This is a genomic window from Candidatus Nitrospira salsa, from assembly GCF_965152625.1.
The window spans coordinates 332,156-348,996 of the sequence record NZ_CBCUCO010000002.1; the positions used below are offsets into that span (position 1 = coordinate 332,156).

Consider the following 16,841-nt stretch of genomic DNA (forward strand, 5'->3'; position numbering starts at 1 on the left):
GAGAATATTTGTTATGTCGCACGTGATCAGGGAGTTAAGCTGCCGTGTATGATTGGCTTTCACCCATAATAAGCCAGTGGCGGCTTTCGTGAGCTGGAATGGGCGGAGTGACCCAAAACCCTTGAATGGCATAACATCCGTGTTCAGAAAGGAATTGAACTTGGGCTTGTGTTTCGACTCCTTCAGCAATCACCTTGAGCCCCAGCGTATTTCCTAGGGCAAGAATGGCTTTCACAATTGCGGCATTATTGATGTCGGTGTCGAGGTCTTTGATTAACGATTGGTCCAGTTTGAGCCCATCGAGGGGAAATGCTTTAAGGTAACGAAGTGAGGCGTAGCCCACACCAAAGTCGTCGATATAAATTTTCACTCCCATGGCCTTCAGATCGCGTAACGTCGCCAGCGTACTCGGCGTTTCATTAATCAGAAAACTTTCCGTAAGTTCAACTTGAAGGTATTGCGGATCAAGTTGTGTCGCCTGAAGAATATGTTCGATCGTCGCAGGAAGATTTCGCTGATGAACCTGCCGTGCTGACAAGTTGACCGAGATGGGTGGAATCGGCAGTCCCTCGCTCTCCCACTTTTTGGCTTGGAGACTGGCGGTTTCCATGACCCATTCCCCCATTGGCACGATGATTCCGGATTCCTCGGCTTTCGGAATAAAGTTCATCGGACTAATCATCCCCTGATACGGGTGTTGCCAACGAATCAACGCCTCCATTCCAATAATCTGTTGCGTGCGTAGATCCATTTGAGGCTGATAGTGCAGTAAAAATTCACCTTTCGCCAGCGCACGACGGAGTTCGACATCAATCGTCGTCCGGTCAAGTGACGAGGTCTGCATGCCGGCGGTGTAGAATTGAAAGTTGTTGCCGCCTTGCGCCTTGGCGCGGTACATCGCGGTATCACTATGTTTCAAGAGATCTTGAGCTTTGGCGCAATCCCACGGATAAATCGTCATTCCGACGCTTCCAGTAATGTGAAGTTCATGATCCAGGATCACCATCGGTTGAGCGATGAGATTAAGCAATCGCTGAGCGATGGTGCCGACGTCATCAACCGACACGACTTCATCAAGCAGAACGGCAAATTCATCACCTCCCATCCGGACGCCTGTGTCGACTTCGCGTATGCATTTCCTCAGACGATTCGCAACAGTTTTCAGCACGATATCCCCATATTCATGGCCAAAGGTATCGTTAATAGCTTTAAAGTGATCGAGATCCAGAAAGAGGAGCGCGATGGCGGCGTCATTGCGATGGCAGCGGGCTAATGCATATTGCAGTCGTTCGTAAAACAAACCTCGATTCGCCAGGCCGGTAAGATTGTCGTAGTGAGCTTGATACGTCACCTGCTCTTGGACTCGATGGCGTTCAACCGCGTATCGAATCGCGCGACTCAAGGCGTGGCTATTAATATGGTCTTTAATGAGATAATCTTGAGCCCCATTTCGCACGGCTTGTATCGCCAAGGCTTCATCTTGAAGTCCGCTCATGATGAGGGTCGCTGCGCTGGCATGGGTTTGTCGGAGTTCTCGTAAGGTGTCGAGCGCCATCGAATCGGGTAAGTTGAGGTCAAGAAGAATCATGTCGAATGACTGGTCTTTCAGGTAGGTACGTGCTTCTCCAACGCAGCTGGCATGTGAAAAAGTAAATTGAGTCCCAAGCCCTTCCTTCAGCATCTCATGTGTGATGCGTACGTCAGCCATATTGTCGTCAATAACAAGAATATTCAACATAGTTGGGTTCCTGTGAAAAATGATTTGCCCAGCATATTGCGACATTATTGGATGTTCTATCTGCTCAGTGGTTCTTGTCGGGAAATTGAGGAAGATTCTTGAGGTTAGGGATGAATGTCTTTCGGTATGGGGAGTTATGGCCCTGTTACCGTCAAGCCGTCTCAGTTCTGTCCTTAACGTGAATTGTGTGGTAGGGGATCTATATGAAGAACAATGCAGTAGAGTATGTTGGATTGAGGAGCTCTGGCGGAAGGTCAACAAGGTTTTTTCAACAAGTGACGCGTTTGGTTCGTGAATCACGGCAGTACAGTTCAAGGTTTTCTGGTTCTCCGGTCTCCCGTTTTCGTGTTCGGAATAGCTCAGGCCATGTTTCCGTTGTTCGTAGGCTGACTCATCCTGCCCATTGTAATGCTCCTGGATGTCATGCCGTCCTATCCGATCGATATTTTCGACGCCACGATGGCTGGGTGTTGTGTCCGACATGTTTCTCCTCTCAATCTCATGCCGTCTGAACCGACGACTCTCATTAATAATCTCTCTCCAGTTGTTTGTGTTCGTTTTTCTACTTTCGACATTCAATAAGTTGCGTAACTTGTCCGACGTAGTAGGTGAATGCGGTAAAGGAGATGTGTGCATTGGCCTAAGGATTGTTTTCAAAGCCCATGATCTATCATAGAACTGTTGTCTAAGTTGAGACGATGAATCATCAACCTTCAGGATTATCAGCTGGACCACCAGTGGCCGCATGGATTTCCTGGACTCCTCAAGAAAAATGGGTCTGGGAGCACATTTGCGAAGGGCAATTGGCGGATCTGAATTATTATGATGGAGTCGGGGTTCTTGATCCAACGCAGCCCATGAGTTGGTCAGCTAGTCGGATTCTCCGTGCCTCCTTTTTGTGGAAAATTCTCTTAGAAGAACCCTATGCGAGCGCTATCCCTGTCCAAGGCGTCCGCATCAAAGGAGCATGGTGGGAGGATAGCCTTAGCTGCCCCACAGGCAAGATTGTTCACGATCTTTGGTTACATGCCTGCTACTTTGAGCAAGCCGTTCAGTTTCAAGGTTTGCACATGACCGGGACATTATCATTTGACGGATCCTCTTTTGTACGAGAATTGGTATTGAGTGGAGCCTCAATTGATGGCGATCTTGTCTTCGATGGCAGTACGGTTTCTATGCCGCTTGACATGACCCAAATTCATGTCAGCGGGTTATTATGGGTCGGGGCTTCGGGCTGTTTCACGTCAATCAACTTACACGGCAGTCGTTTGGATCGAGGGGTTACGCTTTCTGGCGTCACCGTATATGGGTCAGTCAATCTCGAGCAGTCTGAAATCGGAGGGAATGTGTATGTGGAAGATACGGAAATTCTGTCATTGTTGTCCTTAGGGTCGGCGATGGTTCATGGACATGTTTCCCTGAAGGACACGGACATTTTTAGCACACTGACGATGCAGAACATCACGGTAGAAGGCAGCGTCTACCTTCGCTATGGTCTGAAGTGCGAAACGGTTGATCTTCGTGGTGCTCACTGTCGTGCTCACGTAACGATTCTTGGCGCTCGCATCGGTCGGATGATGAATTTTGAAGGTGGGCAAATTGTTGGCTCGCTCTATTTGGGTGGAGATGTTGCCTGTGAAGAGATCAACTTTTTTAAGGTGTGTATTGCGCAAAATCTAACCTTCGTGGACGCATCAATATCCGGTGTTGTCAACCTGACGCAGGCCCAGGTATTTGGAGACGTCATTTTCGGAGCCAGTACTCGGCTTCAATCTGTTAATCTTTCCAATGCACACGTTGGAGGCCCAGTCTTATTCATTGCGGCTAATGTTTTTGGCGAGCTCAATATGGAGTCTATACAAGTAGGAGGAAGTTTAAATTTGTATGATAATGCCAGCTTTGGTTCCGTTAACCTTGATGGAGCACAAGTCCAAGGTCGATTAGCTATTGTTGGCGCCACTTTCTCACGTAATCTCAGTATGGATCAAATTCAAGCCAACGGTGGAGTGTTCATTGGTGAGGGGACACACTTTAGTCAAGTCAGCCTCTTTCACCCGTAGGCAAGGATCGCTCGGGTTTTTGCCGTTTTCACTTCTCTAAAAAAATCTCTTTACCATAATCTTTGCTCACCCTTCGTCTGGAATAATAGGAATTTTATTTTTCGCGTCTTCTAATAGCGTGCATATTGTTGAGCTCATGGGCTGTGCTGCTGGCTCTGCAAATTTTTAGGCACATTCCTTCATGATGTTTGGTTGATATTGTTACTGTAGGGCATGGTTTATGGCCATGATATTGACGACATTTATGATGGTGATAGTGTGATAAATGTCAATTTATTCAATGTGTTATATCTTGTTGCTGTTCAAAGGGTTATCTTGGTGGGTGTGAGGTGAAGTTCCTAAGTATTTTGTGACTTTACTTTCATAGTGAAACAGCGTATATTAGGTTTAAGTTTTGCCCTAAGGTATATGATGGTTTTTGGGGTTAACGATCAAAAATTTTTCTGACAAGTACCTAGGCGATAAAAGTTAAGCATGTAACCATCCTTGTCTAGATATTTCAATAGTTTGTCAAATCTTCCCCCATTGATACCGCATAGTTAAGTAAGCATTATACAGAAGGATCTCATGAACTTGCTGAATGAAGTTGTTGATGTAGAGCCATTTTCATTTTAAAAATGGTGTGGATGAGGGTTTTGCTAATTGTTCTGAGACTGTGAGTGACTCAAGTGAATTACGTGCTTTTCCCGTGAAGACGCATGTGTAAATTTTGATTTATTGTTGAAGGGGTGTTGCATGTCAAAAGAAAAGATTGTGGATGATGTACAGCGTCTTATTGCCCTCGCTCGAGAAAAAGGACACTTGACTCATAAAGACCTTTCTCAGGTTCTTCCAGCTGAAATTGTGACATCAGACCAGTTGCATGTGGTCTTGTTGGCGTTAAACGAAATGAATATTGAAGTGATTGATATGCCGAGCAAGGAGTCCCTTCAACCTTCAGCTCAGGGCAATGAAAGCGATGATCAGGAGTCAGCGGGTGACGAAACTGAGAGTGGGGGAAGTGACATTGATCTCACCCCAGGGGAGCCGACTCGCATCGACGATCCCGTTCGCCTTTACCTCAAGGAGATGGGGCGAGTCCCGCTCTTGACTCGAGAAGGGGAAATTGATCTTGCCAAACGAATTGAGGAAGGCAAGCGTGAGCTGGCCTGTGCCATGTTTGGTATGCCTGTCACCATTCAGCAGTTTGAAATGTTGTATGAACAATTAAAAAATCATGAGATTCGTGTTCGTGACTTGGTGTTACTCCAAGATACTCAGGAAGAAGATGATGTTGAAGAGGAACCTCAGGCCGCAGAACAAGATGATGAAGAGTTACACCAACGTACCTTAGATATTTTAGGAAACATTCGGAAATTTGGCCGATCGTTAATGCTGTTGTATGGGAATCAGCGGAAGTCTGCGTCTGCAAATTCTAAACAAGCCCAATTAGAAAAACGTATTATTGATGTCTGCGACCAATTTGTTGATCAGATTGAGTCTCTGAATTTACATCAACGGGTTCGAGATCAGATGCTCAAACGAATTAAAGACATCGGCAAGGAAATTTTTGAGTGTGAATCGGTTGTACGAAGAAGTACCGCGCGACTGGGGTTTGCCAGCCAAGATGGCATGCAAGCGATTTCTCAACGATCTCGGGGGACATCCAAGGCGAGTGGGGGAAGACGGAAAGTTGAGCTCAGTGCGCAAGAGGTTGCCAAGCTGAAGGAACTCGTGTCTGAGGCAAAGGGTCGTTTAAAAGAAATTCAAGAAGAAACGGTGCTTATTCCGGTCAACGAATTTCGTGAAGCATTGACAAAGCTTGGTCGGGCTGAAGGCAAAGTGAAGCGTGGCAAAGCGCAATTGATTGAAGCGAACCTTCGCTTGGTCGTCAGTATTGCTCGAAAGTATACGAATCGAGGTCTGCAATTTATTGATTTGATTCAAGAAGGCAATATTGGTCTGATGCGTGCGGTTGATAAATTTGAGTATCAGCGGGGATACAAGTTTAGTACGTATGCCACCTGGTGGATTCGACAGGGGGTGACCCGCGCGATTGCTGACCAAGCGCGCACGATTCGAATCCCTGTTCACATGATCGAAGCAAATACCAAGCTTGCACGGACAGCTCGCCAGTTAGTGCAGCAACTTGGGCGGGAACCGACTCCAGAAGAAATTGCCAGTCGTATGGGACTGACGGCAGAAAAAGTTCGTATGATGTTGGATATTTCCAAGGGCACGATCTCGTTAGAGACACCGATTGGAGAAAAAGAAGACAGTCAACTTGGGGATTTAATTGAAGATAAAAATGCTGTTTCGCCAATGGATGCGGCCAATCGATACGATCTCCAGCGACAAATCGCCAATGCACTTGGAGTGCTCACACCTCGAGAGGAAACGGTGATTCGTAAGCGGTTTGGTATTGGTGATAGCACCGATCACACTCTCGAAGAAATCGGTCAGGATTTTGACGTGACACGAGAACGAATTCGTCAGATTGAAGCCAAAGCGCTCAAAAAACTTCGGCATCCAAGTTGTAGCCATAAACTCCGGAGTTTGGTTGAACACATTTAAGAGCTGCAAGATACGCTTATCCAAAATAAAAAGCCCCGTCATGCGTGACGGGGCTTTTTTGTCTTGAACGGTTTCCGAATACTGCACAAATTTTTCAGTTTCTTTTTGTCCTCTCTTCTAGGCAATCTTCACAAATGGTACAATTACAGCGAATCCAGTGAATTTTTATTAGATAAGTCAGATTGCAACTCGAAGTCATCGATCTCAATCATCGGAAATTGTGTGAAACGGCTATAATTACGTATGCGTATTCTTGTTGTTGAAGATGAACCAAAAGTTGCGTCATTTATTCGACGGGCTTTGGAAGAAGAAAGTTATGCGGTGGATGTGTGCGCTGATGGTCAACAGGGACTCGATTGGGCACAGTCGATTGACTACGATTTAATTGTCCTCGATCTGATGCTTCCTGGTATTCCTGGCCTTGAGCTTCTCAAACAAATTCGAAAAGGAGGGGTCAAAGCCCCGGTTATGATTCTCACTGCGAGGTCCGAAGTGGATCAGCGTGTCAAAGGGTTGGATGCGGGCGCCGATGATTATTTGACCAAGCCATTTGCCATAGAAGAATTGCTCGCCCGTGCCCGTGCTCTTCTTCGTCGAGCGGGAGGAGTTCCCAGCGGTATCTTAGAGGTCAGTGATTTAGTGTTAAATCCCGTCACACGAGAAGTGACGCGTGGTGACCAGCGGATTGAGTTGACCACCAAAGAATATGCCTTATTAGAATATCTGATGCGAAATGCTGGACGTGTTCTGACTCGGCCGATGATTACGGAACATGTCTGGGATCTTGATTTTGATACATTTACCAACGTGATTGATGTCTATATTAGCTACCTGCGAAATAAAATTGACCGGGGACGGGAACAGAGTCTGATTCAAACGGTTCGTGGTAGCGGATATGTCATGAGGTCTGATACATGAGTCAGGCCTCGATACGAGTGCGTCTGACGCTCTGGTATGGAACCGCCTTAGCCCTTATTCTCATCCTATTTGCCGGGACGATCTACTTTGTCATGTCGCGCGGGCTGCGGGACCAAGTTGATGCGTCTCTTGAGGAGGCAGCCTCTGCAGCCATTCGCACGTTAGGCGAACACCGGTTCGGGCCATTTCTCATATTTGAAGATCTGTCTCAAAACTTTCCTGAATTGGCTCTCCTTGATAAGTTTTTTCAAATTTTTGGACCGGCAGGACAGGTCACCATTCAGTCAGCCAATATCAAGAGTCGTGAAATTCCGTTAAGCCAAACTGCGTTTCAAGCATCGTTGAAGGGGCAATCCACATTCGAATCTGTTCGGTTTGATGAAGGGGTTCCGTTCAGACTGTTATCCGTTCCGATCCGCCATACCGAACGTCTGGTGAGTATCCTGCGAGTGGGAACTTCATTGTATCCCACCGAACGGATGTTGAAACGATTATTGCTTGCCCTTGTCATTGCCTCACCCCTGGCGATTATAATTTCGTTGCTTGGTGGATGGTTTTTGGCTGGACGCGCACTCATGCCCGTGAATGTCATTACTTGTGCCGCCCAACGAATCGCCGATGGCGATTTAACCCAACGAATTACTAGTCCCCGTTCAACTGATGAAATTGGGCGTTTGGCGTCCGTCTTCAACGATATGATTGCTCGTCTTGAAGTCTCGTTTCGTCAAATTCGACAATTTAGTGCCGATGCATCGCATGAGCTTCGCACGCCCTTGACGATTACCAAGGGCGAAACCGAGCTGGCGCTACGACGGCCTCGAGAGGCGGAGGATTACCGTCAAGTGCTCGAGAGTAATTTAGAGGAAATTGATCGCATGAGCCGAATTGTCGATGAGCTATTATTTCTCTCGCGTGCTGATTTGGGAGAGATCAAAATGACAATGACGCCGATTTCATTGGATAGTTTAGTGCGAGAAGTTCAACTTCAGGCGACCATTCTTGGCCAAGATCGACAGATTGAAACAGTTTTAGGGGCCGTTGAGCCGATTGTTGTGGATGGTGACGAACTTCGACTGCGAGAACTGCTCTTAAATCTTGTCGATAATGCCATCAAATATTCTCATCCAACCTCACAAGTTGAATTATCATTGAGGCAGGTCGAAGCTCAGGCAGAACTCAAGGTGTGTGATCACGGCATTGGTGTTTCTTCACTTGAGCAACAACGAATCTTTGACCGCTTCTATCGGACGGATACCGCCCGCGCCCACGCTTCAAAGGGGACTGGCTTGGGTTTGGCGATTTGTCAATGGATTGTTGATGTGCATCAGGGAACGATTCACATGCAGAGCTCTCCTGATACTGGGTCATGTTTTACCGTCTTGCTTCCGCTTCGTGCGCCCGTTTCATAACCTGCCAGATTTCTTCAGCCGTTTTACATTAAAAAGTTTTAATGTGTGCTTAATCCTCCTTTCATATCTGATGGGTATAAGGTATGGGATGTCTTATTCACACGAGAAGGAGGAACGTATGCAACAGATCGTGACCGGCTTTCATCACAAAGATGGTTTCTGTTGTCTGAAAAGCCGTTTTTCTGATTCTTTTGATCATCAAGTGCTGAGTCACTGTGGCTCTATAGAATTCTAGAATATTGTACCGGAATGTTCACGGAGTGTGTGTGGAAATGATGAAAGGAAAATTTTTATGAATGTCATAGAAGAACGTCGAACAACAGCGAGACGCGTCAAGGCTGGATCCAATACCGGCTATGACACCGATCAACACGACGAAGAAGGCGTAGGGGTGCAACGCCTACGTCAAAAAAGAAAAAGGTCAAATGAGGGAGGGGTTTTTGATAAAGTCGCTCTTCCAAATGGAGAAGGAGCGGTCACGTTAGAGACGGTGTATTTTCGCGACTTTCGATCACGGCCCTTACTTGACCCCGATGCCGAACTGCAGTTAGCGAAACAGCTTCATCACGGCACTTCCACCATTCGGGACACGTTACGTGAAGCGATCGCAATAACAACAAGTATGGAGACGAATCTTGAGATTAAGCAACTCTCGGAACGATTTCATGAGATGGTTGAGTTGAGTGGATTGTCGGCACCGATCATTGATGAAATCATCGACTCACTCCAAAGGTTGCATAATCTGTTGCAAGCAGAAGGGGGCAAAGGGCGAGAGCTTGCTAAGCAGGTTGAGGGATTGCCAAAACAGGTAGAAATTGCACGACAAAAGGTCGAACGCGCGAAGGATGAACTTGTTCAGCGCAACCTACGCCTTGTTATTGATATCGCAAAACGCTATCTCAATCGAGGTCTTGGGTTTCTTGATTTAGTACAAGAGGGCAATATTGGATTGATGAAAGCTGCTGAACGATTTGATTTTCAGCGTGGCTTTAAGTTTAGTACTTACGCGACATGGTGGGTTCGGCAAGGTATTACGCGTGCGGTCGCCGATCAATCGCGTACGATTCGCGTTCCGGTTCATACGACCGAAGCGTCGAATCGAATCGCGAGAACAGCTCAAAAATTAGCTCAACAATTCGATCGTGAGCCCAGTTACGAAGAACTTGGCCGTGAGTTAGGGTTGAGTCAGGAGCGAGTCAAAGAAACGTTGCAAGCCTTTCAAGAACCCATCTCACTCGATGCGACACCGACTGATGGAGATGGCATGCTCGGTGACTTAATTCCTGACCTTGATGTGGTCTCACCTGATGTAGAGATCGACAAAAAACGAACCACCGAGCACCTTGAAAGAATTTTGCAGATCTTGTCACCCAGGGAACAGCAGGTGGTTCGTTTACGGTTTGGGATTGGTCAGGATGAACCTTGGACCTTGGAACAAGTGGGACGCAGTTTATCGGTGACGCGAGAGCGGATACGGCAAATTGAAGGTGTGGCGCTCAAAAAACTCAAAGAGCCGCAAGTGAAAGCATTGCTCATTGAACTTCGTTAGGGCATGGGGCCGTAGGATTCCTGTATAGGTCCTTAAGCAAAAAGGCGTAAGGCTGTGATTGTTTTCACACCTTACGCCTTTCTTACGTTTATCAAGTCTAGGTAGAATATGTCCTTCATCTTAAAATTGAAGGACTTTTGAGAGCATAGCTAGGAAAAAAAACGGGTACGTATCTGGTGAGTATGCCAAAGAACTTAAGAAAATTTCCGGGGATAAACAGCTTCTGAATATGAATACTAGTGGATCTCTGTCATCAGGTTTTCATCGAAATAACCGAAAAAGCATGAGAGATTATTCTATCTGAACAACTCATCATATCGTTGTCGAAGGTGATGTGGTGACGTGATCTTTTCTACTCCATTCTTTCCATTCTCTATCAGGATGCCCGTTTCACTGATCATGCGAGTCATTGAATATTGAGCTTTTTGGTGAAAGTAGACTTTGCGGCATGGAGTCAAGACCCCATTTCTAGATCGTGAGACAATTGATGGATCTTTTTATCAACGACCACCTATCAATTCCAGAACGGGAGTTAGTCTTTACGGCTTCTCGGAGTCGTGGCCCCGGTGGGCAGCATGTAAACAAAGTGAATAGTCGGTTGACGCTGCATTTTGATATTCAGAAGAGTCCGAATCTTACGGCCACGCAGAGAGCGAAAATCTGTTCTTTGCTGGCGACCAGAATTACTGTCGATGGCGTGTTTCGTTTGGATTGCCAAAAACATCGAATGCAATCCATGAACCGGGCGGAGTTGATTGATCGTTTCGTGGATCATTTGCGTGGGGCATTATTGCCGAAACGATTTCGTGTCCCAACGCGGATATCGAAATCCGTCAAAGAACGCAGACTTGACCAAAAAAAACACCAAGGACGAACAAAAAAACGTCGATCGTCTTTGATCGAGAGAGATGAGTAAGGCACTGTACTGAGCGATCATCATTCGAATAAGGAATTTGAAGAATGAATAAGAAGACCACGATTTTGTCCATTGAACCGCCAAAGGCGAAGAAGGTTCCTTTTGAACTGAAAGCGCATGGACAATTACGCGTTGATGAGTATTACTGGCTTCGTGACAGAGAGAATCCAGATGTTCTTGAGTATCTGACTGCAGAAAACGAATATGCCGACAAGGTCATGGCTCATACGAAGACTTTAGAAGACACCTTGTTTCAAGAAATTACAGGTCGAATCAAGCAGACAGATTTATCGGTGCCGTTTAAACATGGCGACTATTACTATTATGTCCGGTATGAGCCTGAACGTGAATATGGCATCTATTGTAGGAAATACCAATCCTTGGAACATCCTGAGGAAATTATGCTTGACGCCAATGTTCTCGCTCGAGGATGCGAGTTTTTTTCGCTGGGGAATTGGATGATCAGTTCTGAGCAGGATCTTCTTGCCTATGCCGTCGATACACAGGGTCGACGAATTTACACGGTCCACATCAAGAATTTGGTTACCGGTGAAATTATTCACGATATGATTCCTGAGACAACTGGAAATATGGATTGGGCCAATGATAATCGGACCTTGTTTTACAGCAAACAAGACCCAGAAACGCTTAGGGCCTATCAGATTTGGCGACATGTCCTTGGCACTGATATTGAGAAAGATGAGCTAGTATTTGAAGAGAAGGATGAAACATTCTCGACCTATGTCTTTAAAACCAAATCGAAACACTTTCTGATGGTTGCTTCGCATCAGACGATTTCCAGTGAATACCAATTCCTTGATGCGAACCATCCTTCTGGTGAATTTCAAATCCTACAACCACGTGAACGCGGACACGAATATGACGTTGAGCATTACAACGGACAGTTTTATATTCGAACAAACGATCAGGCCAAGAATTTTCGCCTGATGGTGACGCCGGTTAATCAACCGCAAAAAGAATATTGGAAAGAATTGATCCCGCATCGCGAGGATGTGTTACTCGAAGGAATCGAACTCTTCCAACAGTTCCTCGTGGTGGAAGAACGGAATCAAGGCCTCATTCATCTCCGAGTTATCCCATGGGAGGGTGATGAAGAATTTGAAATTGATTTTGGAGAGGCGGCCTATTACGTCACCTTTGGTGATAACTATGAGTTAGAGACTTCCGTGCTGCGGTTCGGCTATACCTCCATGACGACGCCGATGACGATTTATGATTACCATATGGAGACGAGACGTAAGGTTCTCTTGAAGCGTGAAGAAGTCTTAGGTGACTTTGATGTATCGCAGTATCACACTGAGCGTCTTCATGCTCAAGGGAGGGATGGAACGTCTATTCCCATTTCTCTGGTCTATCGGAAAGGGTTTGTGGCTGATGGGAATGCGCCGTTGCTGTTATATGGGTATGGGGCCTATGGATCCAGTATGGATGCCACGTTTAGTTCAGCCCGTCTGAGTTTGTTAGATCGAGGATTCGTGTACGCCATTGCCCATATTCGGGGAGGCGAGGAATTGGGGCGTGTCTGGTATGAAGATGGCAAATTGCTGAAAAAAATGAATACCTTCACAGATTTCATTGCTTGTGCCGAGTATTTACGAGATCAACGGTATGCGAATCCAGAAAAGTTATTTGCCATGGGTGGAAGTGCCGGTGGGCTTCTTATTGGAACGGTCACCAATTTACGGCCTGACGTGTTTACCGGTGTCATCGCGCAAGTTCCATTTGTGGATGTGGTGACGACCATGCTTGATGACACGATTCCCCTCACGACCGGGGAGTATGATGAATGGGGAAATCCTCATCAAAAAGAATATTTTGACTACATGTTGTCCTATTCCCCCTATGACAATGTGGAAGCCAAATCGTATCCGCATATCTTGATCACGACAGGTCTTCATGATTCGCAAGTGCAGTACTGGGAGCCAGCGAAATGGGTTGCGAAATTACGGACACTCAAAACGGATTCCAATCGTCTTATTCTCAAGACCAATATGGATGCCGGTCATGGCGGAGCGTCTGGACGGTTTAAACGGTATAAAGAATCAGCAACGATTTATGCGTTTCTTTTAGATTTGGCAGGTCTAGCTAGAATTAATTTGTCAGCTCCACGACTGTGAGCGCTTAGGGAGTGTTCTCACTTTTCGCATCGATGAGGTAACGAAGTTGTTCTGTTGTTTGAGGAGGACATTCGATAATTTGTGACGGAGGAATGTCAGCTTGAAGACGTCTAAGCAGACGGGGGACGCTAGTGCCTGCCGGGATCTCGCAAAGCCAAATATGAACGCCTGTTTCTAATTGGTCGTAGTGCCGTCGAATTTGAAAGCCAGGTTTTTCCATATAATAGGCTGAAAGAAAGCCTGTAATACCTTGAATGACCCACTGATGTTCCTGAGCATACCGATAGCTAACACTAATTTCGACAAGGTCATTCTCACTGTCAATCATTGAGATGACCCGATCATACAGCTGTCCGTAAAGAGGACTTCCGGTCTAGCCATGTCTATGGACTCTCTTCTTTGAAACGCAGTGATGCAGAGTTGATGCAATAACGTTGTCCTGTAGGGAGAGGGCCATCGTCAAAGACATGACCTAAATGTGCATCGCAAGTGGCACAAAGGACCTCGGTTCTTGTCATTCCATACGTGTGATCATGCTCTGCCTCAATGGCTTCTGGTTCAACCGGCATGGTAAAGCTTGGCCACCCGGTTCCGGAGTCAAACTTATGCTCTGATCGAAATAACGGACTTCCACAGCAGACACATTGATAGAGCCCCGCATCCTTATGATTATAGAATTGTCCGGTAAATGCAGGTTCTGTTCCATGTTGCCTCGTCACATGAAACTGTTCTGGTGTGAGATTTTGCTTCCATTCGTCATCAGATTTTTTAATTTTCTCTTTCATATATTTCTCGTGATGGATAGAGGGTTCATAAAGCCTCAGACATGCTATAACCGATTTAATTAAATTCTAATATTCAAAGTCGTTATGACGCTGAGTTTGTCAAGCTGGCCCAAGCAGACCTTTTTTGAATTCAGTGGAAGTATATCAGGTTTCTCAAAGAGAAACACATCAGATGCGAATGAGACGCATGGCCTGTCACGGTGTTTTATCTTAGTGTGTCACAAGGAACGGAGGTTGTTATCGACTCACAGAATCTACTACATTCTTCAGCTATGAAGCCCTCGAGATATACGGCTCGCATTGAAAAAATTCGGGATTTAGCTCCTAATATTCGTGAATTAACGCTCAGTATCGTCGAACCGAGTTCCGGTAAACTTAATTTTCTCCCAGGCCAAGCCATTGCGATAGAAATCGAGTCGTCTAACACCCAAACGCCACCTGTGAGATACTATTCCCTTGCCTCATCTCCCATTCAATCCACACGATTAACCCTTCTTCTCAGTCTGGCCGATCAAGGAATTGGTTCTACCTACTTATTTGAACTATCAGAAGGTGCGATGGTTCGATTTCAAGGGCCGCATGGTTCCTTTCATCTCAATCGTGCTGAGAGTCGCAATAGGCTTTTTGTGGCGACAGGCACCGGTATCGCCCCATTTTTGTCTATGTTACATACACTCTTTGAAGCAACACCATCACACTTGATTACATTATTTTGGGGGCTTCGGAGTGAGCGGGATGTCTACTATCAAGAAGAATTGCAAGCGTTGGCTGATACGCATGCGTGTTTTTCTTTTGTCACGACACTCTCACGTGCGCAATCGAGCTGGAAGGGGGAGACGGGTCGCGTCACTGCGTTGGTTGCGAATCTTTCGTCCGTCGAAGATCTTGCGGTGTATGTTTGTGGCCATAAAACCATGGTGAAGGAAGTGACCAAAATTGTACGTGAGAAAGGCTCCTGCCCGATTTATCGAGAGCAATTTTTCAAAAGTCAGAAACAAGATCAGTGAGAAGTGACGAATATATGTTCAATGCGAGTCACCAGATGTGTCTAGTTTGTATAGAACCAATGTGCCTTGACCTGTAGGGTTTTATGAGAAGAAGTCAAAAGATATGAGCCGCATGGAACCTATCTGGGACACGTTATGTCAACGAATACATATGGACTTTAAGGCCCGTGACCTCGGATTGTATGTTCATATACCTTTTTGTCAGAAGCGCTGTCACTTTTGCGCCTTTTATCTTACGTCTCATCGGGAAAACCGCATTCAAGACTTTTTATCCGCATTAGCACAAGAAATTTCATTGTATTCGCAAAGCGAGACCTGTCATCGTTTTCCAATTTCGACCATCTACTTTGGTGGAGGAACACCCACATCCCTCGAGTCAGTCCAGCTTGCTTCTATTCTTGATCTCATCCATCAACATTTTACGGTCGATCCTGCGGCTGAAATCACCATTGAGGCTGATCCTGAGACGGTCAGTCGGTCGAGTCTTCAAGCGTTGCATGATGCTGGAGTGACCCGATTAAGTTTAGGCGTGCAATCGCTGGAAGAATCTGAATGGCAACAGTTAGGTCGGTTAGGGCAGATGGAGACGGTAAGTCGTGCTATGGCAGATGTGAAAGATAGCGGGTTTACAAATGTGAGTCTTGATGTCATGTATGGACTACCTGGGCAAACGCTCGAAACATGGCAATATTCATTGGAAAAAGTCCTCGAACTTTTTCCGACTCACCTGTCGTGCTATGCGTTAACGATCGAAGAAGGAACGAAGTTTCATCGAGATGTTCGTGAGGGGAAATTGGGGAGCCGTGACGTTGAGTTAGAAACGGCGATGCATGAGCAGGCCGTCACCTGCTTGGAGTCCGCAGGATATTACCAGTATGAAGTTTCGAATTTTGCAAAGGCAGGATGGGAGTGTCAACATAATCTTCGATATTGGTCTGGATTGGACTATCTCGGCTTAGGGCCCAGTGCTCAATCCTATGTTTGTGGTATGAGATTTGGAAACATTTCAGATCTCTCTACCTATTCACATTCATTACAGACACAAGACTTGCCTGTAGACTTTCTTGATGCGTTGTCGGTAAAGGATGTGGCGCGAGAACGAGTGATTTTTGGGTTACGCTTGAACAAAGGAGTCCCCATTCACGAGTTAACGATATTCGAGAATGATCAATTGTGGCAATCAACGGTTGATCGTTTAATCGAAGATGGTTTGTTGTCAGTTGACCATCAGTATTTGAAAGTGACATCACTTGGACGTCAGTTTATCGATACCCTTGCTCTACAGTTGTCGTAGAAATGTTTCAAAAAAGTGCTAACGAAGTGTATCACTCGTGGGACAACTCTATAGTTTTTGAAAGTTGCCTTAAAAATAGGCAATTTGCTGGATTAAGCTTTCTAAGAGTATGCAAAGGAGTTATGAACAGGATTATGAAGAGTTTTTCCCCAGTTTTTGTGGATAGTGAAAATCCTTATCTTCTTGCTATCCTGCAAGGTTGTTATGACAGTAACGCGAGAGATGCAAATAGTATAGTTGCCAATTTTTCGTGAGGTTATGCCAATCCCTTACGAATTATTTACTGTATAACGTGAAGGCGATTTTCACCTCTGATTGAAGGTCATGAATGATTTTCCTTTAAATTTACTAGTTATGAACAGAATATACATAGAATGCCCGGGGGGGACGATTTGAGAGAAATATTGGTGTTCTTGAGGGTTTGGCTGGCAAAGTCTTCTTGTCAGGGGTGATGATTATGAGGAGAAAAGGCAG

General features: G+C 45.8%; 12 protein-coding genes. 9 read left to right on the forward strand and 3 right to left on the reverse strand.

All coding sequences use genetic code 11. The features are described 5' to 3' along the window. Nucleotides 1-34: 34 nt before the first annotated feature. On the reverse strand, nt 35-1,738 hold the full coding sequence (locus tag ACWQXP_RS03325; protein WP_454061419.1) for a GGDEF/EAL domain-containing response regulator: 1,704 nt from the start codon (nt 1,736-1,738) through the stop codon (nt 35-37). Nucleotides 1,739-2,436: 698 nt separating this feature from the next. On the opposite strand from ACWQXP_RS03325, the gene ACWQXP_RS03330 reads away from it, so the two are divergent. The 7 genes from ACWQXP_RS03330 (at nt 2,437) to ACWQXP_RS03360 (ending at nt 13,281) form a co-directional block, all read left to right on the forward strand. Continuing rightward, nucleotides 2,437-3,798 carry a pentapeptide repeat-containing protein gene (locus ACWQXP_RS03330; protein WP_454061420.1) on the forward strand — a complete coding sequence of 454 codons (1,362 nt, stop codon included), beginning with the start codon at nt 2,437-2,439 and terminating at the stop codon, nt 3,796-3,798. A 735-nt stretch (nt 3,799-4,533) separates the two neighbouring features. Beyond that, nucleotides 4,534-6,351, forward strand: a complete 1,818-nt coding sequence (rpoD, locus tag ACWQXP_RS03335) for an RNA polymerase sigma factor RpoD (protein ID WP_454061421.1) — start codon at nt 4,534-4,536, stop codon at nt 6,349-6,351. Nucleotides 6,352-6,594: 243 nt separating this feature from the next. Further along, nucleotides 6,595-7,269, forward strand: a complete 675-nt coding sequence (locus tag ACWQXP_RS03340) for a response regulator transcription factor (RefSeq protein ID WP_454061422.1) — start codon at nt 6,595-6,597, stop codon at nt 7,267-7,269. Next, complete coding sequence (locus ACWQXP_RS03345; RefSeq protein WP_454061423.1) at nt 7,266-8,678, forward strand: sensor histidine kinase; 1,413 nt, start codon at nt 7,266-7,268, stop codon at nt 8,676-8,678. The genes ACWQXP_RS03340 and ACWQXP_RS03345 overlap by 4 nt, the downstream gene beginning before the upstream one ends. Nucleotides 8,679-8,970: 292 nt before the next feature. After that, nucleotides 8,971-10,227 (forward strand): sigma-70 family RNA polymerase sigma factor, encoded by a 1,257-nt coding sequence (locus ACWQXP_RS03350; protein WP_454061424.1) that lies wholly within the window; start codon nt 8,971-8,973, stop codon nt 10,225-10,227. Nucleotides 10,228-10,714: 487 nt separating this feature from the next. Further along, a complete protein-coding gene (gene arfB, locus ACWQXP_RS03355; RefSeq protein WP_454061425.1) occupies nt 10,715-11,143 on the forward strand; it encodes an alternative ribosome rescue aminoacyl-tRNA hydrolase ArfB in 429 nt (142 codons plus the stop codon). A 44-nt stretch (nt 11,144-11,187) separates the two neighbouring features. Continuing rightward, the gene (locus ACWQXP_RS03360; RefSeq protein ID WP_454061426.1) at nt 11,188-13,281 is read left to right on the forward strand and encodes a S9 family peptidase; all 2,094 of its coding nucleotides are present in this window, start codon (nt 11,188-11,190) and stop codon (nt 13,279-13,281) included. A gap of 4 nt (nt 13,282-13,285) precedes the next feature. Here ACWQXP_RS03360 and ACWQXP_RS03365 read toward each other — a convergent pair whose 3' ends face one another. Continuing rightward, nucleotides 13,286-13,609 (reverse strand): hypothetical protein, encoded by a 324-nt coding sequence (locus ACWQXP_RS03365; RefSeq protein ID WP_454061427.1) that lies wholly within the window; start codon nt 13,607-13,609, stop codon nt 13,286-13,288. A 55-nt stretch (nt 13,610-13,664) separates the two neighbouring features. Further along, nucleotides 13,665-14,066 (reverse strand): peptide-methionine (R)-S-oxide reductase MsrB, encoded by a 402-nt coding sequence (msrB, locus tag ACWQXP_RS03370; RefSeq protein WP_454061428.1) that lies wholly within the window; start codon nt 14,064-14,066, stop codon nt 13,665-13,667. Nucleotides 14,067-14,338: 272 nt separating this feature from the next. Here msrB and ACWQXP_RS03375 point away from each other — a divergent pair, with 272 nt between their 5' ends. After that, nucleotides 14,339-15,073: an FAD-dependent oxidoreductase gene (locus ACWQXP_RS03375; protein ID WP_454061429.1), complete on the forward strand. Its 735-nt coding sequence runs from the start codon at nt 14,339-14,341 to the stop codon at nt 15,071-15,073. 103 nt (nt 15,074-15,176) lie between these two features. Beyond that, nucleotides 15,177-16,367 carry a radical SAM family heme chaperone HemW gene (hemW, locus tag ACWQXP_RS03380; protein ID WP_454061430.1) on the forward strand — a complete coding sequence of 397 codons (1,191 nt, stop codon included), beginning with the start codon at nt 15,177-15,179 and terminating at the stop codon, nt 16,365-16,367. Nucleotides 16,368-16,841: the final 474 nt, after the last annotated feature.